The 21,164-nt window shown below is 64.6% G+C and carries 19 protein-coding genes and 1 tRNA gene; 7 read left to right on the top strand and 13 right to left on the bottom strand.

What is annotated here, in order from left to right:
- Positions 1 to 310 precede the first annotated feature (310 nt).
- Both GSQ89_RS32405 and GSQ89_RS32400 read left to right on the top strand, forming a co-directional pair.
- Entirely contained in the window at positions 311 to 958 is a 648-nt protein-coding gene (locus GSQ89_RS32405; RefSeq protein WP_216856525.1) for a class I SAM-dependent methyltransferase, read from the top strand.
- 52 nt (positions 959 to 1,010) lie between these two features.
- On the top strand, positions 1,011 to 1,640 hold the full coding sequence (locus GSQ89_RS32400) for a hypothetical protein (protein WP_158932245.1): 630 nt from the start codon (positions 1,011 to 1,013) through the stop codon (positions 1,638 to 1,640).
- 203 nt (positions 1,641 to 1,843) lie between these two features.
- Here the strand turns inward: GSQ89_RS32400 and GSQ89_RS32395 are convergent, their stop codons facing one another.
- The 5 genes from GSQ89_RS32395 to GSQ89_RS32375 all read right to left on the bottom strand — a co-directional run bounded on the left by GSQ89_RS32395 (position 1,844) and on the right by GSQ89_RS32375 (position 8,188).
- Positions 1,844 to 4,543, bottom strand: a complete 2,700-nt coding sequence (locus GSQ89_RS32395; RefSeq protein ID WP_158932244.1) for a valine--tRNA ligase — start codon at positions 4,541 to 4,543, stop codon at positions 1,844 to 1,846.
- 95 nt (positions 4,544 to 4,638) lie between these two features.
- A complete protein-coding gene (locus GSQ89_RS32390; protein WP_158932243.1) occupies positions 4,639 to 5,190 on the bottom strand; it encodes a DUF2497 domain-containing protein in 552 nt (183 codons plus the stop codon).
- 13 nt (positions 5,191 to 5,203) lie between these two features.
- Complete coding sequence (locus tag GSQ89_RS32385) at positions 5,204 to 6,733, bottom strand: TolC family outer membrane protein (RefSeq protein ID WP_254073467.1); 1,530 nt, start codon at positions 6,731 to 6,733, stop codon at positions 5,204 to 5,206.
- Positions 6,734 to 6,896: 163 nt separating this feature from the next.
- Positions 6,897 to 7,565: a protein-L-isoaspartate O-methyltransferase gene (locus GSQ89_RS32380; protein WP_158932242.1), complete on the bottom strand. Its 669-nt coding sequence runs from the start codon at positions 7,563 to 7,565 to the stop codon at positions 6,897 to 6,899.
- Between the two features lie 83 nt (positions 7,566 to 7,648).
- A complete protein-coding gene (locus GSQ89_RS32375; RefSeq protein ID WP_158932241.1) occupies positions 7,649 to 8,188 on the bottom strand; it encodes a GcrA family cell cycle regulator in 540 nt (179 codons plus the stop codon).
- Positions 8,189 to 8,374: 186 nt separating this feature from the next.
- On the opposite strand from GSQ89_RS32375, the gene GSQ89_RS32370 reads away from it, so the two are divergent.
- A complete protein-coding gene (locus GSQ89_RS32370) occupies positions 8,375 to 9,202 on the top strand; it encodes an amidohydrolase (RefSeq protein ID WP_254073466.1) in 828 nt (275 codons plus the stop codon).
- A gap of 14 nt (positions 9,203 to 9,216) precedes the next feature.
- On the opposite strand, the gene GSQ89_RS32365 is transcribed toward GSQ89_RS32370, so the two are convergent.
- Together GSQ89_RS32365 and GSQ89_RS32360 are read right to left on the bottom strand one after the other, a co-directional pair.
- A tRNA-Cys gene (locus tag GSQ89_RS32365) sits at positions 9,217 to 9,290 on the bottom strand.
- A 76-nt stretch (positions 9,291 to 9,366) separates the two neighbouring features.
- Positions 9,367 to 9,825 carry a DNA-binding transcriptional regulator gene (locus GSQ89_RS32360; RefSeq protein WP_158932240.1) on the bottom strand — a complete coding sequence of 153 codons (459 nt, stop codon included), beginning with the start codon at positions 9,823 to 9,825 and terminating at the stop codon, positions 9,367 to 9,369.
- A gap of 469 nt (positions 9,826 to 10,294) precedes the next feature.
- Here GSQ89_RS32360 and GSQ89_RS32355 point away from each other — a divergent pair, with 469 nt between their 5' ends.
- Positions 10,295 to 10,747, top strand: a complete 453-nt coding sequence (locus GSQ89_RS32355; protein ID WP_158932239.1) for a GFA family protein — start codon at positions 10,295 to 10,297, stop codon at positions 10,745 to 10,747.
- Positions 10,748 to 10,751: 4 nt separating this feature from the next.
- Here GSQ89_RS32355 and argB read toward each other — a convergent pair whose 3' ends face one another.
- Entirely contained in the window at positions 10,752 to 11,663 is a 912-nt protein-coding gene (gene argB / locus GSQ89_RS32350; RefSeq protein WP_158932238.1) for an acetylglutamate kinase, read from the bottom strand.
- Positions 11,664 to 11,823: 160 nt separating this feature from the next.
- Here argB and GSQ89_RS32345 point away from each other — a divergent pair, with 160 nt between their 5' ends.
- Together GSQ89_RS32345 and GSQ89_RS32340 are read left to right on the top strand one after the other, a co-directional pair.
- Entirely contained in the window at positions 11,824 to 13,455 is a 1,632-nt protein-coding gene (locus tag GSQ89_RS32345) for a bifunctional diguanylate cyclase/phosphodiesterase (protein ID WP_158932237.1), read from the top strand.
- Positions 13,456 to 13,480: 25 nt separating this feature from the next.
- Complete coding sequence (locus tag GSQ89_RS32340) at positions 13,481 to 13,954, top strand: BLUF domain-containing protein (RefSeq protein ID WP_158932236.1); 474 nt, start codon at positions 13,481 to 13,483, stop codon at positions 13,952 to 13,954.
- 10 nt (positions 13,955 to 13,964) lie between these two features.
- Here the strand turns inward: GSQ89_RS32340 and hpaB are convergent, their stop codons facing one another.
- On the bottom strand, positions 13,965 to 15,413 hold the full coding sequence (hpaB, locus tag GSQ89_RS32335; protein WP_158932235.1) for a 4-hydroxyphenylacetate 3-monooxygenase, oxygenase component: 1,449 nt from the start codon (positions 15,411 to 15,413) through the stop codon (positions 13,965 to 13,967).
- 225 nt (positions 15,414 to 15,638) lie between these two features.
- On the opposite strand from hpaB, the gene GSQ89_RS32330 reads away from it, so the two are divergent.
- Entirely contained in the window at positions 15,639 to 16,520 is an 882-nt protein-coding gene (locus tag GSQ89_RS32330) for a TauD/TfdA family dioxygenase (protein ID WP_158932234.1), read from the top strand.
- Positions 16,521 to 16,771: 251 nt separating this feature from the next.
- Here the strand turns inward: GSQ89_RS32330 and GSQ89_RS32325 are convergent, their stop codons facing one another.
- The 4 genes from GSQ89_RS32325 to GSQ89_RS32310 are packed head-to-tail and all read right to left on the bottom strand — an operon-like array spanning position 16,772 to position 21,164.
- Positions 16,772 to 17,935, bottom strand: a complete 1,164-nt coding sequence (locus GSQ89_RS32325) for an MFS transporter (protein ID WP_216856524.1) — start codon at positions 17,933 to 17,935, stop codon at positions 16,772 to 16,774.
- Positions 17,932 to 18,708 carry an SDR family oxidoreductase gene (locus GSQ89_RS32320; protein ID WP_158932233.1) on the bottom strand — a complete coding sequence of 259 codons (777 nt, stop codon included), beginning with the start codon at positions 18,706 to 18,708 and terminating at the stop codon, positions 17,932 to 17,934. Before GSQ89_RS32320 ends, GSQ89_RS32325 begins: the two co-directional genes overlap by 4 nt.
- 9 nt (positions 18,709 to 18,717) lie before the next feature.
- Positions 18,718 to 20,205: a M81 family metallopeptidase gene (locus tag GSQ89_RS32315; protein ID WP_158932232.1), complete on the bottom strand. Its 1,488-nt coding sequence runs from the start codon at positions 20,203 to 20,205 to the stop codon at positions 18,718 to 18,720.
- 2 nt (positions 20,206 to 20,207) lie between these two features.
- The gene (locus GSQ89_RS32310; RefSeq protein ID WP_158932231.1) at positions 20,208 to 21,164 is read right to left on the bottom strand and encodes a D-glycerate dehydrogenase; all 957 of its coding nucleotides are present in this window, start codon (positions 21,162 to 21,164) and stop codon (positions 20,208 to 20,210) included.

Here is a 21,164-nt window from a genome sequence, read left to right as displayed (position 1 = left end):
CCGCCGCCGCTATCCTGATGCCCCCTTGGGCTTGGCCTGGCCGCTTCCTCCAATCCCGACCTCGACACCCTCCTTTATTTACCCCCGTCATACAAATGACATGAAAACTCGACCTTGCCGCCATGGAATTGTAATATATTTAGCCATTTTTTCTTGTCGTGACTGCGGTAATTAACTCCGATGAATGTGTAAACGAATCACCGACTCGCCGGCACGTAACCAACCACAGCGGGGTGCCACCCACACGACCCGACCTTGTTAAGCGCCAGCATCCCCGCTGACGTCCACCTTAATGACACGGAAGAGAGATATGGCGATAACGAGCGTGATGGACCGGGACCAGGTTGCCGAGGCATACGGACGATGGGCGCCGGTCTACGACATCGTCTTCGGCCCGGTGTTCCGCCAGGGCCGCCGAGCCGCGGCCAGGGCGGCTGACAGTATCGGCGGCCGCGTTCTCGAAGTGGGTGTGGGGACCGGCCTGTCGCTGTCCGACTATGGCAAGGGCACGCGGATCGTCGGCATCGACATCTCCGAACCCATGCTGGACAAGGCCCGCAAGCGGGTCGAGGCCCAGGGCCTGACCAATGTCGAGGCCATCCAGGTCATGGACGCTGAAAACCTGGCCGTGCCCGATGCCTCCTTCGACGTTGTGGTGGCGCAGTATGTGGTGACCGCTATCCCCAACCCGGAAAGGGCGCTGAATGAGTTCGTCCGGGTTGTCCGCCCCGGCGGCGAGATCATCCTGACCACCCGAATCGGTGCTGAGACCGGCCTGCGCGGCACGATCGAGAAATGGTTGATGCCGCTGACCACCAAGCTGGGCTTCCGCACCGAATTCCCCTGGGCGCGGTATGAGCGCTGGGCCGAGGGCACCAAGGTCCGCCTGCTGGAACGGCGTGCCCTGCCGCCGATGGGCCATTTCTGGCTGCTGCGGTACGTCCGCACGGCGGACTAAACCCCCGACCCGTTACGTCCAAAACCAAACCTGGAATCCGTAAGGAACCTCGATGCGCAACTTTCTCGACACGCTCAGAATACAGCGGTGGGATGACCATCGGTACTACCACCACAGCCTGGTCAACCAGTCGCTGCATCTGCTGAGTGCCGTCAGCTTCGTCATCGCCTACATGCTGATCTACAAGGACCCGTGGCTGGGTGCGCTGATCGGCTGGCTGATTTCGATGACCAGCCGCCAGATGGGTCATTTCTTCTTCGAGCCGCGCGACTACGACGTCGTCAACCAGGCGACTGACGAATACAAGGAGGCGATCAAGATCGGCTACAACATCCGCCGCAAGATCGTGCTGATGTCGATCTGGGCGCTGTCGCCGGTTCTTCTCCTGGCCGATCCGACGATGTTCGGGTTTGTTTCCGCACCGCGAACCTGGATCCAGTTCGCCCGTCATCTGGGTTACCTGTGGCTCGCGGTGGGTGTGTGCGGCCTGATATTCCGGACGGTGCAGTTGTTCCTGACCCGTGACGTCATGACCGGGATCGCCTGGGCCACGAAAATCTTGACCGACCCGTTCCATGATATCAAATTATACTACCGGGCCCCGCTGCAACTGGTGCGCGGCGGCCTGATCCACCGGACCCTGACCGCGAACGCCGAGGACGAGACCGTCGAATCCTTCTAATAGTACTAACGGGGGTTGTTGCTGACCCTTCGGCGGCCACCATTCGTCATGCCGATACCCGGGTCAAGCCCGGGCACATGTGCAGATCGGCATCCACGCCTTTTGCGTTCGAAACAAAGGCGTGGATGGCGAGCCTCCGCTCGCCATGACGATTACACAACGGTACCGAATGTTCGCGCGTGACCCGGCGAAGAACTCCAACGCTACCCCAACCGATCCAATGCCGCCTGTAACCTGGCGATCTCCGACTCCGCCGCCGCCAGCCGCTCGCGGTTTTCCGCCACCACTTCCTCCGGCGCACGCTTGACGAAATCGGCATTCTCCAGCTTCTGACGGGTCTTTTTCGCGTCCGCCGCCAGCTTATCACGCTCTTTCGACAGTCGCGCCCGTTCCGCCGCGATATCGATCAGCCCTTCCAGCGGCAGGACGATAGTTACCTCTTCCAGCACCGCCTGAGCCGACCCTTTCGGCACATCCCCGCTCAGCGGCAACACGTCGGACGCCCGCGCCAACCGTCTGATCGCGTCCATCCAGCGATCCACCCGCCCCAGCATCGCCGCCGAGGCACCCTGCAACAGCACCGGGGAAGGCTTCGACGGCGGCACATTCATTTCATTACGAACGGAACGAACCAGCCCGATCAGCCGCACCACCCAGTCCAACTCAACCCGAGCATCCGAAGCATCCGGCACCGGTACAACCTCCGGCCAGGCCGCCCCGATCAGGCTGAACGTCTCGCCATAGCCGAAATGATCCCACAATTCCTCGGTCACGAACGGGATCGCCGGATGCAGCAGCCGCAGGATCAGGCCCAGCACATGCGCGCCCACCCGCTTGATCTCGGCTGCATCCGCCGGGTCCGCGCCCTCCGCCAGCAGCGGCTTGGACAATTCCAGGAACCAATCGCAGAACGTATTCCAAACGAAACGGTATCCGGCAGCCGCATATTCGTCGAAACGATACGCCTCCAACGCAGTCGTCGCCTCGGTGATCGCCGTGTTCGCCGAATCCAGCAGCCAGCGGGACAGCGGCAGCCGCACCGACGCCGGATCGAACCCCGCCTCCGGCCGCATCCCGTTCATCTCGCAAAACCGAGCGGCATTCCACAGCTTGGTGACGAAGCCGCGGTAGTTCTCGACGCGAGACGCACCCAGCTTTACGTCCCGGCCTGGACCGGTCAGCGCGCAAATGGTGAAGCGCAACGCATCGGCGCCGTACGTGTCTATCAGCTCCAGCGGATCGATGACGTTGCCTTTCGACTTCGACATCTTCTGGCCCTTCTCGTCGCGCACCAGGCCATGGATATAGATAGTGCGGAACGGCACATCGCCCATCATGTGCAGGCCCAGCATCATCATCCGGGCAACCCAGAAGAAGATGATGTCGAACCCGGTGACCAGCACATCGCCCGGATAGTAACGATCCAGTTCCCGCGTCTTCTCCGGCCATCCCAGCGTAGAGAACGGCCACAACCCCGAACTGAACCAGGTGTCCAGCACGTCCTCATCCTGGGTCAGCGCTTCATCCCGCCCGTAATGAGCACGCGCCTGCGCCGCCGCCCCATCAGCGTCCTTCGCAACGAACACCGTCCCATCCGGCCCGTACCAAGCCGGAATCCGATGCCCCCACCACAACTGCCGGGAAATGCACCACGGTTGTATATCTCGCATCCATGCGAAGAACGTATTCTCCCACTGCTTCGGCACGAACACTGTCCTGCCGCTCTCCACCGCCTCGATCGCCGGCTTCGCCAGCACCCCGGCGTTGCAGTACCACTGGGTGGTCAGCAGCGGCTCCACCGGCACCCCGCCGCGGTCGCCGTGAGGCACCTGGTTGGTGTGCGGCTCGATCTTCTCCAGCAGTTCCAGCCGTTCCAATTCCGCCACGATCGCGGCGCGCGCGGCGAACCGGGCCTGGCCGGCCAGCGTGCGGACGAATGCCGGGTCCGCGACCCCGGCGACCGAGACCAGCGCGTCCTCGATTTCCGCCAGCGTCACCATCGCCTGGCGGTCCAGCACCGACGGCATCGGCAGGTCGTGCCGCCGCCCGACCTCGAAGTCGTTGAAATCATGCGCAGGGGTGATTTTGACCGCACCGGTTCCTTTCTCCGGGTCGGCGTAATCGTCCCCGACGATGGGGATCGACCGCCCGACCAGCGGCAACACCGCCCGCTTGCCGATCAGCCCGCCATACAAAGGATGATCCGGATGCACCGCCACAGCGGTATCGCCCAGCATCGTCTCCGGCCGCGTGGTCGCGACGATGATGAACTGGCCGGGCTCGCCCTCGATCGGATAGCGGATGTACCACAGCGATCCTTTGATCTCGCGGTTCTCCACTTCGAGGTCGGAGATCGCGGTCTGCAGCTTCGGATCCCAGTTGACCAGCCGCCGGTCGCGATAGATCAGCCCTTCGGAATACAGTTTGACGAACGTCTCCTTCACCGCGGCCGACAACCCGTCGTCCATGGTGAACCGCTCGCGCGGCCAATCCAGCGATGCCCCCAGGCGCCGCAACTGCGTGGTGATCGCCCCGCCTGACTCGGCCTTCCACCGCCAGACGCGGTCCACGAACGCCTCGCGGCCCATGGTCCGGCGATCCAGGCCCTCGGCCGCCAGCAGCCGTTCGACCACCATCTGCGTGGCGATCCCGGCGTGATCGGTGCCCGGCTGCCACAGCGCGTCACGCCCCTGCATCCGCCGCCAGCGTACCAGCGTGTCCTGCACGGTGAAGGTCAGCGCGTGGCCCATGTGCAGGCTGCCGGTGACGTTCGGCGGCGGGATCATGATGGTGAACGGCTGCGCGTTGGACTCGGGGTCGCACGCAAAGCCGCCGGCGTTTTCCCAGCCAGCGTACAGACGGGGCTCGATCTCGTTCGGAGCGAACCTGCTTTCCAGTGTCATTGCTATCTCCCGCGGCCCGGCGCCTGCGCGGCCAGGGTTCGCGTCGCCAATTGTCGGAAATCCGGCGCGGTCCGCCGGAAACAGCGTTCCCTTTATCAGGGAAATTCGCGGCCGACGACCCTTTCGATTTCGGTGCGGACCAAGCGTTCCACCATCGGCGGCAGATACACGTCCAGCCATTCCTTCAGCAACGGCCGCAATTCGGCGCGCACCATGTCTTCCAGTGTCGGCCCGCCGGCATAAACCTGGGTCGTACGGCCAGCCGCCAGCGTCCGCACCAAACTCCCGACCGAGGACGCAGCGGCGGCGGCGGTTTCTGGCGCTACCAGGCTGGGCGTCGGAACCGGCCGTTCCCTGGGTTCGGCATAGGGCAGGGGCCCCAGGACTTCCATCTCCCGATCCGGCGCCATGGGTTCCGGCGGCATTGCCACTGGTTCGGGGTCTTGATGATCGAGGGGGGCTTCGGACACCAACATGGTCTCGTCCAAAACCAACACATCGTCGTTTGCCGCCGACGAATCCGGCGTCTCCACCGGTTCGACCGGGACATCGTCGTCGTTCAGGATGCGCCGGATGGAGGCAAGAATTTCCTCCATCGACGGGTCGGCGCCGTCTTGCGTCGTGGGCGTCGGTGGTTCTGTTGTCATGTGCGGACCATCGTCAGCGACCCGGCTGGTTGGTGGCATAGTCGCCAAGGCCAAACCATTTGTCCTTGACCTCTTTGTAGTAGGCGGTGTCGTCATACAGCGGCACCTGCAGATGCAGGTCCCTGGCGGTCAGGCGGCCGATCGCGGCGGCAACCCCATAGGACGCGCTGATCACCTGGGCGAGGTTCTGCACCAGCGTCGTGCGGGACGTCAGCAGGGCCTGGGTCGCGTTCAGTACGTCCAGCGTGGTGCGGCTGCCGACAATGGCCTCGCGCTCGACGCCCTCCAGGGCTACTTCGTTGGCGTGGATTGCCGCGCGGGTGCTGTCGGCGGCGGCCTTGGCGGCAACCAGCGTATCCCAGGCCTGCACCGCGTTTTGCACCGCCGTCCGCTTGGCATCGTCGATCAGCCGGTTGGCCTGCTGCTCGGATTGGCGTGCCTGGCGAACCGCCGAGTATTCCGCGCCGCCTTGGTACAAGGGCAGTGAAACCTGCGCCAGGATCTGATAGCCATTGGCCTGGCTACTGCGGCCGCCGGCGTTGTTCTGCTGGAACGTCTGTCCTTGCAGGCTGACCTGCGGCATCAGCGCGGCAAACGCCACATCGACTGCATCCTTGGCCGCGGCGTCGGTGAACTGGGCGCTGACGACATTCGGATTGTTGACCCCGGCGAGCACGGAGGCCTCCTGCTCGTTATGTACCGGCAGGTTCAAAGGTTGCGGCTCCACCAGATCGTCCGGCGGAAACACGCCAATGATCTGCTGGAACGTGCCGCGAGCGGTCTGTAGCGTGCCTTCCGCCGTCTCACGGGTCGCGCGGGCACCTTCGAGTGCTGCCTCAGCCTGGGCGACGTCCGTGCGGGTGATCTCGCCAACCCGGAACCGGTCGTTTGTAGCCTGAAGCTGCTTGGCGAGCACCTGTTCGTTGTTCACCTGCAGTTCCAGCAATTCCTTGTTCTGGATGACTCCGACATAGGCACTGATGGCGTTGGTGAAGCTGGTCTGCTCTTGCGCGATAAGGTTCGCCCGCTCCGCGTAGACCTGGTTCTTCGAGCGGTTGATGTTACCCTGTGTCTTGCCGCCGGTGTAGAGGTTTTGGGTGAGGGTGGCCTGGGCGGTGCCGATCAACCGGTCGGTTTGCACGTTCTGCACGCTCTGCAGTGTCCCGGAGTAGGTGCGCGTCATGCCGTCGCCATAGCCGGTGGACCCCCCCAGGACAACCGTCGGGCGCCATCCCGAGAGTGCGGTCGGCACGTTTTCGTCGGTTGCCCGCAGTTTCGCCCGTTCGGCCTGCAACGCGGGCTGGTTCGAATACGTCGCCGCCAGTGCCTCGGCCAGGGTATGCGGAAGCGCCTGCTGGCCATTTACCACACGTGCCTTGGCGGCCATCGCCGGCCTGGATTTAGCTGCCGGAGCGACGGGCGCCGATGCCTGCGCCACTTTGACGCGCGGCGCGACCGGAGGCACCGGTAACGTCTGAGCCCCAGCGGAGGCCGCTAGCGCGACCAGGCTGAAGCCGGCAAGCAATCCATGACGCAGACCCATTCGGAACCCTTCTCACAAGACCGCCTGCCATCCTGGCCGGCTTATCGGATGGTTATCTGAAGATTTGGTTAACTAACCGCGACTGCGGCCCAGCGAAATTAGATTCGTCCCGATAACACCGTTCTGTCCAGTACCGCGTTGCATAGGATCGCCTCGGTCGGTCTCAAAATGCAAACATTGGCGCTTTTCGTAAAGACGGGATGAGCGGCGTGCCGCAGTCGAACAGTGGCGAAATACCCACACCGAACGCCGTTGCCTCGGCGATGACGGCCTGGGTGATGCGACCTTCTGCATGGATCGCGGCAAGGATCCGTCCGTTTTCCTGGTGCGTCTGCGTGGCCAGGGCGGCCGGGATTTGCGGGACAGCGCCCTCGATCAGAATAAGGTCGAACGGTCCGTGAGCCGGCCAGCCGGCCGCCAAAGGTCCCGTAACCAGGGTCACGCTTGGTGCCTCGACCGGTAGCACGGTCCGGGCGATCGCCAACAGGGAAGCATCTTCTTCCAGCGCCGTGACCCGGCAGCCACAGGCGGCCAGCACCGCGGCGCCATAGCCAGTGCCGGCACCGACGACCAGGACACGCTCGTTGTCACGCAGATTGGCGGCCTGGAGCAGTTTGGCCAGCACCATCGGCTCCAGCATGAACCGCCCGTTGCCCAGCGGCACGTCTTCATCCGCGTAGGCGAGCGACCACACATTCGCGGGCAGGAACCGTTCCCGCGGCAGGCGCCGCATGGCCGACAGGATGCGTGGATCGGCCACCCGGTTGGGACGGATCTGGCTATCCACCATGCAATTGCGGGCGTCGGCGAAATGTTCGGCTGGCGTGGCCATATCGTCACTCGGCTTCTGGGGCGGCCCCCTTATAGACGGGGCATGCCGCGCCGCAAAGCTTTCGTCGCCGGTGTACTCATGGTTTAGGCTGCGTCTTCCTTGCGGTCGCGCAGTTTCACATAGGCCAGCTTGGCATGCTCGTCGCAATACGGCTTGCCGGCGACCGAGGCGTCGTCGCAGAATCGGAACGTCTTCGTCCCCGGTTCCCCGATCGGCCAGCAGCACGACGGGGCGGAGCGCCGAACCTGGATCGGCGCGACCGGCATCACCGCGCGCGGGACGGGGGTTACAGCCGGCGCTGGTGCGACCGGCCGGGGGCCGATGGCCGGCGGCGAACGCAGCACCTGAACATGCGGTGTGGCCAATGGCGCCGATGGACCGCCCGCGCTGGCCAGCGGCGGCAGGGTCGGTCCCGCCATCCGCGGATAGGGCGACGGACGCTCCGTTGCCGGCTTCGCAGCATCACGCCTTATGGGTGACGGACGAGCATCAAGGTCGAGCCGATGGGCCTTCCCCACGATGGCGTTTTTGGACACACCCAGCCGGCGGCCGATCTCGGCCGTCGAATGCCCTTGCGTCCAGAGATCCCTCAAATGACGGATCGTCTCGTCGTCCCATACCATATGCTGGTTCCTTCTAAGACGCTGCCTACTAAATACAGTATGGGCAGGCGAAACCGCTGGCAACGACTGAATCAGTGCAAAGGTCAAAATCTTGTGGACAACCCGGGACTCCGGCACCAGACCTGGGTTTATTGACGCCGGCGCGGCGTTGTGGGACTGCCCGCCGACGGGATGGGAGCACACAAGATGACGAAAAATGGTCGGTCCGGCCGCCGAGCGGTTCTCGTTGGCGCCGCGGTCGCCGGAATGGGCCCCGGCCCAACCCACGCCCAACCGGTGTTCGACAGCCATTTCCATATCATCGACCCAAGATTTCCGCTGATCGCCAATGAGGGCTACCTGCCGCCGCCCTATCTGCTGCCGGCGTATCGCGCTGCCGCCGGCAAGCTGGGCATCACGGCGGGCGCGGTCGTCTCCGGCTCCTTCCAGGGGTTCGACCAGACCTATCTGCGCGCGACACTCGCCGAACTGGGCCCCGGCTGGGTCGGCGTCGCCCAGGTGCCTCCCGACATCACCGACGCCGCGCTGCTCGACCTGTCGCATGCCGGCGTCCGCGCCCTGCGCTTCAACATGTATCGCGGCCGGATCGACAGCGTCGATGACGTGGTGGCGTTGGCCACACGGGCGCATGCCGTTGCCGGCTGGCACGCCGAAATCTACGCCGATGCTGCCGCGCTACGGCCTTATGTCGACCGATTGGGCCGCATGCCGGCGCCGCTGTCGATCGATCATCTGGGGATGACCCAGGCCGGCCTGCCGGTGCTGCTCGACCTGGTATCCGCCGGGGTAAAGGTGAAGGCGACCGGTTTCGGCCGCGTCAAGATGGACGTGCCCCAGGCGCTCGCCGCGATCGCTGCCCGCGATCCCGCCGCCCTGATGTTCGGCACCGACCTGCCGTCCACCCGAGCCGCTCGGCCGTTCGAGGCATCGGACGTCGACCTGCTGCGCAACGCGCTCGGCCCCGACCTCGCCCGGCGCGCACTGTGGGACAACGCGAAGGCGTTCTACGGCTGAACCAGAGGAGGATTTGGAGGTCCGGGCCGGAATCGAACCGGCATCCGCGGATTTGCAGTCCGATGCATCACCACTCTGCCACCGGACCCCCGGGGCGCAGGCGCGGTATATGGTTCGGCAGGCGGGCAGGGGTCAAGAGCGAAGTCTGAACCGAGGCGACAGGATCACCCCGGCACCGGATCGGTCTGGCCCCACAACGCGGCTTCCACCCCCGCCGGGTCGTTGCTGATCGCGCGCAGATAGCTTTGTGCCGCCGTGTCCGGCTTGCGCCGGCCATGTTCCCAGTTCCGCACCGCATCGAGTTCCAGCCCGTAATGGATCGCGAACTGCTCCTGCGTCAGGTCGAGCCGCTGGCGAATGGCTTTTACATCGATCTCGTCCTGAACGACGCGGGTCACCTTGACACCGGCCGCCACCAGTTCAGCCGCCAGCGCCTCGAACGATTCCAGCCGGGGCACCGTGATGAAAGCACGCTTGTGCTCGACCATCGCTTCGACCGCCCGCTTCCCGCGCAACACCGGCGTCCATCGCTTCGTCAGCGCCCTGATGGCGTCGATCGTCCTGATTTGACGGATATCACCAGCCCATTCGATCAGCACGGTCGCGGGTGAACCGTCGCTCACGCGGGGGGCGCCCTGGGTTCGCGCCAGTCGTTCGAATCCCTCCGGTAACCACGAGTTCGTCAAGGTTCATCACCTCCATGAAAACACGAACCAGGAAAGTAAGGTTCGCCGGTCCAATCGCGTTACGGCCGAAACCCTCGCTCTGGACATGAAGTCCGCGAAGTGCCAGCGAGCGGCCCTGCCGAATTGTCTCCGCCATCACCGAGAGTCGTCCGACCGGGGTCTGGATAACCAACGTCGCGATGGGATGGACGCTGGTCTCGTCTTCCAGTTCGAACCAAAGTTGATCTCGCCGCCAACGTGCCATTCTTATATGCCATTGACCTACAGGTTTACAAGCCCGATCACCGGACCACCCCCGACCGTCGCAGCAAAAGGTTAGCGATTGATTGACGACGCTCGTCCCCGCGACCCTTGACGCCCGCGCGACGACCAGCGGATCATCAGCGCCTGCTAGGGGAGTCCGTCGATGCTTGAAACCCGGGAAGGTGGCTGCCATTGCGGCCGGGTCCGGTTCCGCGCCCAGGTCGATCTGGACCTGCTGTCGCAGTGCAGCTGTACCGTCTGCACCAAGAAGGGGATTCTCCACCTGCCGGTCTTCCCGGCCGACTTCACCCTGCTGCGCGGCAAAGATGCGCTGACCGTCTACACCTTTGAGACCGGTGTCGCGCAGCACCCGTTCTGCTCGCATTGCGGCATGGCCGCCTTTTACGTACCGCGTTCCCAGCCAGACAAAGTCACCGTGAACGCACGGTGCCTCGACGGCATCGACGGGCCGTCCCTGAAACCCACCCGATTCTTCGATGGCCGCCACTGGGAGGACGCCCAGCGCAACCGGATCGCCCACGGCGGCCACGTGACGCCGCCCGGTACCCACGGCGCCGACACGCTCAAGGCCATCCTGGACCGAGCGCTGGCGTAGTCCCTTACCGCTTGATCAGCGTCCCCGGCCCGGCCTCGGTGAACAGCTCCAGCAGGCAGGCATGCGGCACCCTTCCATCCAGGATAACCGCGCCCTTGACGCCCTGACGCACCGCCTCGACGCAGTTCTCCACCTTCGGGATCATCCCGCCGGTGATCGTGCCATCGGCGATTCGTTCCTCGACCTCGGCCAAGGTCAGTGACGGGATCAGCTTCTTGTCCTTGTCCAGCACCCCCGGCACGTCGGTCAGCATCAGCAACCGAGTCGCATTCAACGCGCCCGCCACCGCTGCCGCCACCGTATCGGCGTTGATGTTGAACGTCTGACCGTCGGCATCGACACCAATCGGCGCGATCACCGGCACCAGCCCCCCACCAGTCAGCGCATGAATCACCCGGGCATCCACACCGCTCGGTTCCCCGACGAAGCCAAGATCGAGCGCCCGCTCGATATGGCTGTCCGGATCCTTCTTCGTCCGTTGCAGCTTACGAGCGCGGATCATCCCGCCATCCTTGCCGGAAACGCCCACCGCCAGCGCACCGGCCCGGGTAATCAGCCCGGCGACATATTTGTTGACGGTGCCGGCCAGCACCATTTCCACCACCTCCACCATCGCCGCATCGGTGACGCGCAGCCCGTCGATGAAGGTGGACTGGATGGCGAGGCGCTTCAGCATCGCGTTGATCTGCGGCCCGCCGCCATGCACCACGACAGGGTTGATGCCGACCTGCTTCAGCAAGGCGATATCGTTGCCGAACTGCTGCGCCAGGTGCTCCTCGCCCATCGCATGACCGCCGTATTTCACCACGACCGTCGCGCCGGCATAGCGGCGCAGGAAAGGCAGGGCCTGGGCGAGGACATGGGCCTGTTCGGTCGCCGCGGCGATGTCGATTGCCGGCGTGTGTGATTCGCTCATATCGCGCGTTTAGGGCGGGGTGGCATCCAGGGTCAAGCGGCCTGCCACACCCAATTGGACCGAAACCGAAATTCCACAAACGAAAAATCACGCGCGTTAACGGTTCGGTAAGGCTCCGCGGATATCGTTGCCGCTGTTTGTAGTTTTGGATGCGCGGGAAATGACATTGCGAGCACCTTGGGCGGCGCGGGCACCAGATGGATTGGCCGGCGGCGTGCGGCCGTCCCAGCCGGAACGCGGCGCATCACGGCGGCGAGCCGGGGCTGACGGCCGGTTGGCCAACGCCATGCTGGCACACCTGCCACTGGCCCTCGCGGTTCTCGACGCGGAATCCCGGCTGGTGTTCTGGAACGAACAGGCTGCCGGACTGTTCGGCGTTCCGCCGCTGATGGCTGCCGACACGCCGCCTCTGACGGCCATCCTGGCGGGCATCGCCAACCTGACCTTCCAGCAGCGGGACCGGATCATCGCCTTTACCGCCACGCACATCGCCGCCGGCGACCGGGTGGAGCCGGAAAGCTGGCTGCGAATCGCCCTGGGGCGGGATCGCCGGATCACCATCCAGGTGCGGGGGATCGGATCGCACTACTGGATGCTGGTAATCGATGACGGAACGATGGCGTTGGCGGCCGGACGGCGTGAACCGGCGCAAACCGGCGGCGATGCCTGGCTCGATCCGCTGACCGGACTGGGCAACCGCCGGCATTTCAATCAAACGCTGCGTACCCTGGCCGACAACGCCGAACCCGACTCCCGGCACACCTTGCTGATGATCGATCTCGACCGCTTCAAGCCGGTCAACGATACGTTCGGCCCCGCCGTGGGCGACGCACTGCTGTGCCTCGTCGCCCAGCGTCTGCGCCGGGAAACGCGGGAAGAAGACCTGCTGATCCGCCTCGGCGGCGATGAGTTCGCCATCCTGCTCACTAACGGCGAACGGGCCGAAGCACTGGCAACTCGGATCGTCGACATCCTGTCGCGCCCCTTCCTGGTCGAAGGCCAGATCGCCCAGATCGGTGCCAGTATCGGCATCGCCCACTCCCCGGAACACGGACCGTCGGCCGACCACCTGACACGCCACGCCGAACTGGCGCTGTATGACGCGAAATCCGCCGGCGGCGACGTCTGGCGGATTTTCGAACCCACCCTGGCAACAGCCGCCCGCACACGGCGGGATCTGGAAACCGACCTGCGAAAGGCACTGTCGCTGGGTGAGCTGTCGCTCGCCTACCAGGCGCGATTCGACACCGGAAATCAGGCACCGACTGGGTTTGAAGCCGTGCCATGCTGGAACCATCCGACCCGAGGCGCCGTGCCGACCCAACAGTTCATGCCTGTCGCCGAGGACACAGGCTGCATCGTCGCGCTGGCCGGATGGATGCTGACAACCGCGTGCGCGGAGGCCGCGCACTGGCCGGCACCAATGACCGTGGCGGTGCACGTCTCGCCCCGGCAGTTGGCTGATGGCGAAACTCTGTTCGACGCGGTCCAGGCGGCCCTGCATGCATCCGGACTGGCCGCTGAACGGCTGGAATTGGAGATAGTCGAAAGCGCGCTGCTGTCGCCGGGGGCACCGGTTCAGGCCGAACTCCACCGCCTGCGCGCTCTCGGTGTTCGCATCGTGACGCTCTGGACCACATCGGCCCCAGGGATGGCGACGACCGAGTATGCCGTGCCGGTTGAGACCGGCGGATGCGGCGGCATCCAGGACGATCCGGCCGGCCGGCCGATCCAGGCGGCCGAGATCGATGCACTGTTACACCGGCACGGATCGAACCGGATAACGGATTAACACCAGTATGAGAACGGGCCGCCGCATGAAGAAGACAAACATGGCCGGAGCGCTGTACAGGCTGATCTACTGCAGCCGAAACGTCATCCTGCAGGCGATGCCGGACGCCGTCCTGGAGGACGAGATCCGTGCCATCCTCGCCAACGCGCGTCAACGCAACAAGGCCGATAACATCACCGGTGCCCTGCTGTTCACCGCCTCGGGCTTCGCCCAGGTGCTGGAGGGCCTGCGCGATGTCGTCGAACGTACGTTCGAGCGCATCAACGCCGATCCCCGCCACGCCGACGTCACGGTGCTGAGCTTCACCCCCACCGAACACCGCAGCTTCCCCGACTGGCCGGTGGGCTTCAGCGGCCAGACCTCACCGGACATGCCCGACCCGCTGGCGCATCTGCTGGCCGATGCGACCGGCGCTGGCCCCAGAGCAACCACGGGAAGCGACGTGCTCCGCCTGTTGGAACGTGTGGTGCAGCGGGAGGATGAGTGGGTCGCGGCGTGACCCCTACCCATCAATCCCGTCCCAGGAAATCCAGCACCCGGTCGGTCACCTGCTTCTTCGGGAACATCCCCGCCAAAGCCCGAGCCCGGGTCAGCGGGTCGCTGGCGAAAAACCGCTCGTACAGCACCTGCCGGTTGCCGAACGAACTGCACGCGATATCCCACGCCAGATGAAACAGCTTCACCCGATCCCGGGCGGAACTGTTGTCGGTCGCCAGATACTGATCGATATGCCCGGCCAGAGGCCCGCTCATATCTGCGTCGGTCGGCAGGATCATCAGGCTGGACGACCCCAGCAACTGCAGGATCTCCACCATCCGCGGATACGCCGTCATGAACAGGTTGCGAGTCGTCTCGGCCGGCAGCGGGGCAGGGCACATCACACCCCATTCGTCCAGTTCGGCGTCCGCCTCCGCCGCCCGCATGCAGGCGCGCATCAGTTCGGTGTACATTACCAGCTCGCCGATCCGCTCCTCGGCGTGGGGCAGGTGGCTGTTGCCCAGCGTCTCCGTCACCAGCAGCGCCACGCCCAGCACCAGTTCGCATTTCGCCAGATTCTTCGCACAGCCCTGATGCGAGGTGTGGGCGGACGAATGCGTCACCGACGCCGTCCCGTTCAGCAACCCGACATCGCCGTTGATGAACACGCGCTCCCACGGCACCAGCACGTCGTCGAAGAACACGATGCTGTCCATTTCCTCAAACCGAGACCCCAACGGATGATCGAAATGTGACTTTTCGTGATCGAAACTGTCCCGGCATAGGAAGCGCAGGCCCGGCGTGTCGCACGGGATCGCGAAACTCAGCGCGAACGGGCTGTAATGATCCAGATGCTGCGCCAGCCGAGGCGAATACACCGCGATTTCATCCGCTAGTGGACCCAGCGTCGCCAGCACTCGAGCCCCGCGGACGATGATGCCGGCCGAGGTCTCCTTCACCACCTGCAGCGCGGTGCCCTCCTGCAGGTTGAACATCCCGCTGACATGCCGGCTGCGCTGCAGGTTGATCAGCGCATGGGTCAGTACAAGGTCGTTTTCGGCGATATAGCGGTAATAGCGCCGCATGTTGTCGGCGAACTCGGGCTTGCCGCGTCCGAAATAGTCGGCCGACCCCGCCCAGCAGGCATAGGTCACGTTCATGAAGTCGGGTGACCGGCCCATCATCCCGCAGGTCGTCCGAGCCCAGTTCAGCATCATGACCCGCCGTCGCACCAAGTCGTCCCGGGTGCGAGGAATGATGAAAGATAGGCCCAGCGTGTCTCCGGTATCGGGGCAGGTGAACGTCATCGCGTCCCGAAGGGCCGGATCGGACTGCTGATCATACAACGACGCGATAGCCGCCGCCCCGCCGGCGAGGCCCGGATGGGTGGCGACATCGGTCACCCGTTCGCCGCGCAGCCAGACCTCGGTCCGGCGCGCCCGCAGACCGGCCAGATATTGCGCACCCGAACGTGCAGGCATGCCGTCCTCCCCGTTTTTGTCCCGCGCCGACTGTCCCGGTGCGACGGCAGCGGGTCAAGCTTTTCGTCGGCGAGGCACGGGGCGGCAGCACTCCTTCCAGCCCAGGTGATCGGGCAAGACTTGATAGATGCGAACAATCGGCCGATCCTGTTGGCCAGAGCGGTTTTCCGGAAATGCCACCCGCACCCGCCGCAACCCGCGGGTCAAGATAAGAGGAGCCAGATCATGAGCGCTGCCGCGTCAAAATTTCCCACCCAGTCCATGAACATTGCGAAGGTCAAGGAGCACATCGGCGCCATTGTCACCGGTATCGACCTTGCCCAACCCATCGACGGCGAAACGCAGAAGAAGCTCTACGACGCCGCCGTCGAAAACGTCGTCCTCGTGATTCGTGGGCAGGAGCACCTGACCCCAGGCCAGGTGCAAGCCGCTGGCGAAATCTTCGGCGAACTGATGGAGGACCAGAACCGGCGCTATCTGGTTGACGGATTTCCGTTGATCAGTGTGCTCGACAACCGTCACAAGGACAGCAAGGGTCAGCCCGCGAAAGTCGGCACCAATGCCACCTGGCACACCGACCACACCAACCAGGAATTGCCGCCCAAGTTCACCATGCTGTACGCGGTGGCAGTGCCGGACAAGGGTGGCGCGACATCGGTTTGTAACTCTCGTGCGGCCTACGAAGCGCTGCCGGACGACATCAAACTGAAGATCGCCGACGCGAAGACCGAGAATACGCTGATCAGCAGCGCGCGCATGAAGACGGCCAATCCGGACGTCGTGAAGGCCCAGCTCGAGGCGAAGAAACCGCCGACGGTGCATCCCCTGGTCCGGACACATCCGGAGACGGGCACCAAGGCCGTGTGGTTCCATAAAAGCAAGACTGAGACGGTCACCGGCATGTCGCCCGAGGAAACCCAGGATTTTCTGCAGGATTTGACCGATAGGATCACGCAGCCTCAGTTTTGCTATGCGCACGAATATAAGGCGGGCGACCTGCTGATTATCGATGACCGAGCCTCGTTACATAAAGCCGGCTTCGATTACGATCACAGCCAGCATCGCCGCCTGTATCGGATGCTTGTGCGCGGCGACCGTCCTCACTGAGCGCCGCGAACTGGCCGCATGCGAACGAAGCTGTGGCTGGTCCAGATTTCCGGCGTGAACTGATCACGGGTAAACTTCAAACCGCAGGGTGAATGGCGTCCAATCGCCAGCGGGCATTACCGCGTAGCCTGACAGCGGTGACCAACCAACTCAGCCTCGCCACGCCAACCAGCTACTGTCCGGTGAGGTTCCACCCCGCCCCAGACCAGGTGACCTCGCCGCCCTGATGCGGCCAAAGCCTGGCTAAACCATCAGAGAATGCGACTGCTGAGGGAAACGGCAACGAGCATCGCGGCCAGAATGAGAAAGGCCGTCGGCAGGCTCGAAAGATGCGCGATGAAACCGATGCAGACCGGGCCCGCGAGAATCCCGGCGTAGCCGAGAGTGGTGATCGCCGGGACCGCGACGTTTTCCGGCATGACGTTCTGCCGCCCGACGGCGCTGAACAGGACAGGAACGATGTTCGCGCAGCCGGCACCGATCAAGGTGCAGCCCAGCATGGTCATCTGCCAGGACGGCAGCGTGGCCGCGAGGAGGAATCCGGCCGCGGCCAGCAGGCCCCCGATGAGGACGATCTTTTTGTGTCCCAACCGGTCCACGACGCCGTCGCCGGTCAGCCGGCCGATCGTCATCGTCGTAGCGAACGCGGCATAGCCGAGACCGGCGTAGGCGGTGGGCAGATGCCGGACGGATGTCAGGAACACCCCGCTCCAATCCAGGATCCCGCCTTCGGCCAGGAACAGCACGAAACACAGGATGCCGATGAACAGCACGATCCCATGCGGTATCGCGAAGGCCGGACCATCGTTCCTGGCACCGTAGGGCAACAGATGCGAAGCGCCGGCGGCGAGGGCCGTGAGAAGTCCGAACGACATGCACAGGCTGGCAATCAGGGGTGAAGCGCCGGCAACCAGCAGGGCCGCCATCCCGCCGGCACCAACGATCCCGCCCAGGCTGAACAGTCCATGGAAGCCCGACATCATCGCGCGTCCGCTGGCTCGTTCCACGATGATCGCCTGGATGTTCATCGCGATATCGAGGGTTCCGAGGCCAGCGCCGAACAGCATCAACGCCACGACCAGCAACGGCAGCGCCGAAAGGGTCGCAAGAAAGGGCAGCGTCACAACGATGGCCAGGATGGCAACGATGATAACGCTGCGGCAGCCGAACCGCGCCACCAAAGCGCCGGCGGCGGGCATGGTCACGATCGAGCCAATGCCCAGGCATAATAGCAACAATCCCAGCCCGCCGTCGCTGATGTCGGTGCGGACCTTGGCGAAGGGTACCAGTGCTGCCCAAACGGCGCTTCCGAAGCCGGCGACGCCGAAGGACATGCGCGTGGCATGCTGTTCGGCGACGTTCGGAATTCCCGGCGATGAACCGCCATGAAGCACGTCCGGCCCCTGTTGCGTCACTCCTCCGGCACCGCGACGTAGCCCGGTGCCGCCCACTGCATGTGCTGTCCGCCATCCAGCGCGATCATCTGCCCCGTCATCGCCGGCAAACTCAGGATCGCCACCACCGCTCGGCCGATCTCATCCGGATCGGTCCCATGCCCGAGCGGAACCGACGCCGACTGCCGGGCAAACTGCGCCTCACTCTGCCGAGGACTCGGCAACGCCGGCCCCGGCCCGATCGCATTGACCCGAATCCGAGGCGCCAGCGCCAACGCCATCGTCTGGGTCAGCACCCACAACCCTGCCTTTGAAATTGTATAAGAAACGAAATGCTGCGTCAGCGACCACACCCGCTGATCGGCCATGTTGATGACGACACCCTCGGCCTCCGCCGGCAGGGCCTTTGCGAACGCCTGGATCAGCACGAACGGCGCCCGCAGGTTGGTTTCCATGTGGGTGTCCCAGGACTCCCGAGTCACATCGTCCCATTCGTCGCGATCGAACTGGCTGGCATTGTTGACCAACACCCCGATCGGCCCCAACTGCTCGACCGCCGCGGGGAACAGCCGCGAGACTGCTGCCTCATCCGCCAAATCTGTTTGCAGCACCACGGCGCGGCGCCCCATGGCCTCGATCTGCCGCCGCGTCTCGTCCGCCGCCGCCGCGCTGCCACCGTAATGGATCGCGATATCGAAACCCTGATGCGCCAGGGCCAGCGCGATCGCGCGCCCGAGCCGCCGAGCGCCGCCGGTGACCAAAGCAACCCGAGGGATCGAACTGGGAATGTCCATCGTAACGACCTAACGAACCCGGGGTCGCCGCCGGACCTCCGCCCGCACGTGCTGGAAGTTCAGCACCGCCGGATCGGCGACCACCGGCCCCGGTGCGATCGCCACAATCACCCGTTCCGCCATTGGCCCAAAATCCGCTCGGAAATGCACCGAAGATTTCAACGCGATGATAGAACAATCCGAGGGCTCGATACCGACATGCCGCAAAATCGCCTGATCCAGAGCCTGCATTTTGCGCGATGTCACCATCACCCGCACGCCGTCGATGTTCACCAGCGCGGTGTCGCCCAAATTGCCCGGGTTGCCGGCGCCCATCGGCCCGGTCAGGGTAAACACGCCGTCGGTCAGCCGCTCCACCACCGCCGAACAGGCGAACGGCATCCCGTCCGACTTTCCACCGAGCGACAACGACACCGTCGCCCCAACCCCCGCCGCCACGCAGGCCGCCACGCTCTCCGCATCATTGATCAGACAGACCACCGCGCCTGCCGCCTTTTGCCGGACCAGTTCCGACAACAACTCCGTGGTATCGCCATGCCCACCGCCGCCCGGATTGTCTTGCGTGTCCGCCAGCACCACCGGCCGGCCAGCCCTGGCGGCGATCCGTTTCGCCTCGGCAACCGCCTCGGCCGAGGGCAAAGTCTCCTGCACAAACGAAGCCTCTTGCGCGTTCACAAACCCCAGCAGCGCGTCGGCCGCCGCATCCGCTGCTGCCTGGGTCTCGCTGAACGCCGCTATGGCGGCGCCACATCCCGCGAAATCCGCATACGGAAACCCAAAACAGAACGCCAGTTCCACCGACCCCAACCGTTCCGCCAGCCCGGCGCGTTCGGTCATTACGGTCTGCATTGGCGGCATAAGCGTGCACTGGCTGCCCAGCGGAAGCCAGAAATCCAGCGTCCGGAAGGCCCGAGCCCAAGGCTGCCCACGCTCGATCCGGGCCAGCAACAGACGCATTGCCTGTGCCCCGGCGTCCTTCATGTCGACGTGCGGATAGGTCCGGAACGGCACCACCGCGTCCGACAGTCGCACCATCTGCGGCGTCAGGTTGGCATGCGGGTCGAGGCTGATCGTCAGCGGCAGATCCGAACCCACGATTGCCCTTACCCGCCGCAGCAACTCGCCCTCGGCATCGGGAAAACTGTCCACCACCGCCGCGCCATGAAGGTCCAAATAGACCCCGTCCAGCGGCCCCGCATCCAACGCCACCGACAGAGGTGCACAGATACGCGCGGCAATCCGCTCGAACGCTTCGTCCTGCACCGGTCCTGCCGGATTGGCGAACCCCCAGGCCAGCGGCACCAGATCGACCCCAGCCTTTTCCGCCACCGCAATCGCCCCAGCCAGCGGCACCGATCTGGGCCGCATCGCCTCAATCAACCCATCGCCGGCCGAAAACGCCGGCAACCCACCGGGCTGCAGGAAATCCGCATACGTCGTCGGCCGAGGCGCGAACGAATGACTCTCATGCAAGAAGCCGCCAACAGCGATGCGCATCGTCAAACCACCAGGTTGGAAGGGGTCTCACCCGCCAGGATCGCACCGATCCCGGACAGGACGATACGCCCCATGGCATCCCGGGTTTCCGTCGTGGCGCTACCCAGATGCGGCAGCAAAACCACATTCTCCAGCGTCAGGTAATCCGCATGCAGCCGAGGTTCCCCGTTGTAGACATCCAATCCGGCGGCGGCGATTTGTCCGCTCCGCAGTGCCGCGATCAGCGCGCCGTCGTCCACCAGGGTGCCGCGGGCGGCGTTCACCACCACCGAACCCATCGGCAATTTCCCGATCCGCGCTTCGTTCAGCCAGTGGCGGGTGCCGTCCCCGCCCGGTGCGTTGAGCGACAGCACCTGGCAGAGCGGCAGGAAACTATCGTCGTTGTCATGGAAGATCGCCCCTTGCTCCAGGTCCGGCGGCAGACGGGTCATGTCACGATAGTGGATCTCCATACCGAAGCCGCGTGCCATTCTGGCGATCTCCCGCCCGATGCGGCCCATGCCGAAAATCCCGAGGCGCCGTCCCGAAACCTGGGTCCCCATCAACTGGGTCGGCGCCCAGCCATCCCATTTCCCGGCCCGAACGAGGCGTTCCCCTTCGCCGGCACGCCGGGCGGCGGCCAGGATCAGCAGCATGGCGCACTCGGCGGTGGCGACGCTCAGCACGTCGGGCGTGTTGCAGACCCTGATGCCGCGAGCCTTCGCCGCTGCGATGTCGATATGATCGTAACCGACGCTGAATGTGCCGATGACCTTCACCGATGCAGGCAGCGCCGCGATCGCCTTCGAATCCAGCGTATCGCCAGGGCAGCACAACACCGCATCCGCACCCTCGGCCTGCGTCAACAGGTCGGTGATCGCCACATCCGACGGGGTCAGTCGAGCTTGATAGTCTTGTTGCGCCTGGGCCTCGATCGAGGCCGGCAGACGGCGGGTCACGAATAGAACAGGTTTCGGCAT

Source organism: Acidisphaera sp. S103, from assembly GCF_009765975.1.
In the GTDB taxonomy this organism is placed as follows: Bacteria; Pseudomonadota; Alphaproteobacteria; order Acetobacterales; family Acetobacteraceae; genus Rhodopila.
The sequence above is the reverse complement of the archived record's forward strand: the minus strand, read 5'-3'. Positions and strand labels throughout refer to the sequence as shown.

Excerpts from the sequence above, each read along its gene's own strand:
- GSQ89_RS32405 (WP_216856525.1), top strand. The coding sequence starts at position 311 with ATGGCGATAACGAGCGTGATGGACCGGGACCAGGTTGCCGAGGCATAC.
- GSQ89_RS32400 (WP_158932245.1), top strand. The coding sequence starts at position 1,011 with ATGCGCAACTTTCTCGACACGCTCAGAATACAGCGGTGGGATGACCAT.
- GSQ89_RS32395 (WP_158932244.1), bottom strand. The coding sequence starts at position 4,543 with ATGACACTGGAAAGCAGGTTCGCTCCGAACGAGATCGAGCCCCGTCTG.
- GSQ89_RS32390 (WP_158932243.1), bottom strand. The coding sequence starts at position 5,190 with ATGACAACAGAACCACCGACGCCCACGACGCAAGACGGCGCCGACCCG.
- GSQ89_RS32385 (WP_254073467.1), bottom strand. The coding sequence starts at position 6,733 with ATGGGTCTGCGTCATGGATTGCTTGCCGGCTTCAGCCTGGTCGCGCTA.
- GSQ89_RS32380 (WP_158932242.1), bottom strand. The coding sequence starts at position 7,565 with ATGGCCACGCCAGCCGAACATTTCGCCGACGCCCGCAATTGCATGGTG.
- GSQ89_RS32375 (WP_158932241.1), bottom strand. The coding sequence starts at position 8,188 with ATGGTATGGGACGACGAGACGATCCGTCATTTGAGGGATCTCTGGACG.
- GSQ89_RS32370 (WP_254073466.1), top strand. The coding sequence starts at position 8,375 with ATGACGAAAAATGGTCGGTCCGGCCGCCGAGCGGTTCTCGTTGGCGCC.
- GSQ89_RS32355 (WP_158932239.1), top strand. The coding sequence starts at position 10,295 with ATGCTTGAAACCCGGGAAGGTGGCTGCCATTGCGGCCGGGTCCGGTTC.
- argB (WP_158932238.1), bottom strand. The coding sequence starts at position 11,663 with ATGAGCGAATCACACACGCCGGCAATCGACATCGCCGCGGCGACCGAA.
- GSQ89_RS32345 (WP_158932237.1), top strand. The coding sequence starts at position 11,824 with ATGACATTGCGAGCACCTTGGGCGGCGCGGGCACCAGATGGATTGGCC.
- GSQ89_RS32340 (WP_158932236.1), top strand. The coding sequence starts at position 13,481 with ATGAAGAAGACAAACATGGCCGGAGCGCTGTACAGGCTGATCTACTGC.
- hpaB (WP_158932235.1), bottom strand. The coding sequence starts at position 15,413 with ATGCCTGCACGTTCGGGTGCGCAATATCTGGCCGGTCTGCGGGCGCGC.
- GSQ89_RS32330 (WP_158932234.1), top strand. The coding sequence starts at position 15,639 with ATGAGCGCTGCCGCGTCAAAATTTCCCACCCAGTCCATGAACATTGCG.
- GSQ89_RS32320 (WP_158932233.1), bottom strand. The coding sequence starts at position 18,708 with ATGGACATTCCCAGTTCGATCCCTCGGGTTGCTTTGGTCACCGGCGGC.
- GSQ89_RS32315 (WP_158932232.1), bottom strand. The coding sequence starts at position 20,205 with ATGCGCATCGCTGTTGGCGGCTTCTTGCATGAGAGTCATTCGTTCGCG.
- GSQ89_RS32310 (WP_158932231.1), bottom strand. The coding sequence starts at position 21,164 with ATGCCGAAACCTGTTCTATTCGTGACCCGCCGTCTGCCGGCCTCGATC.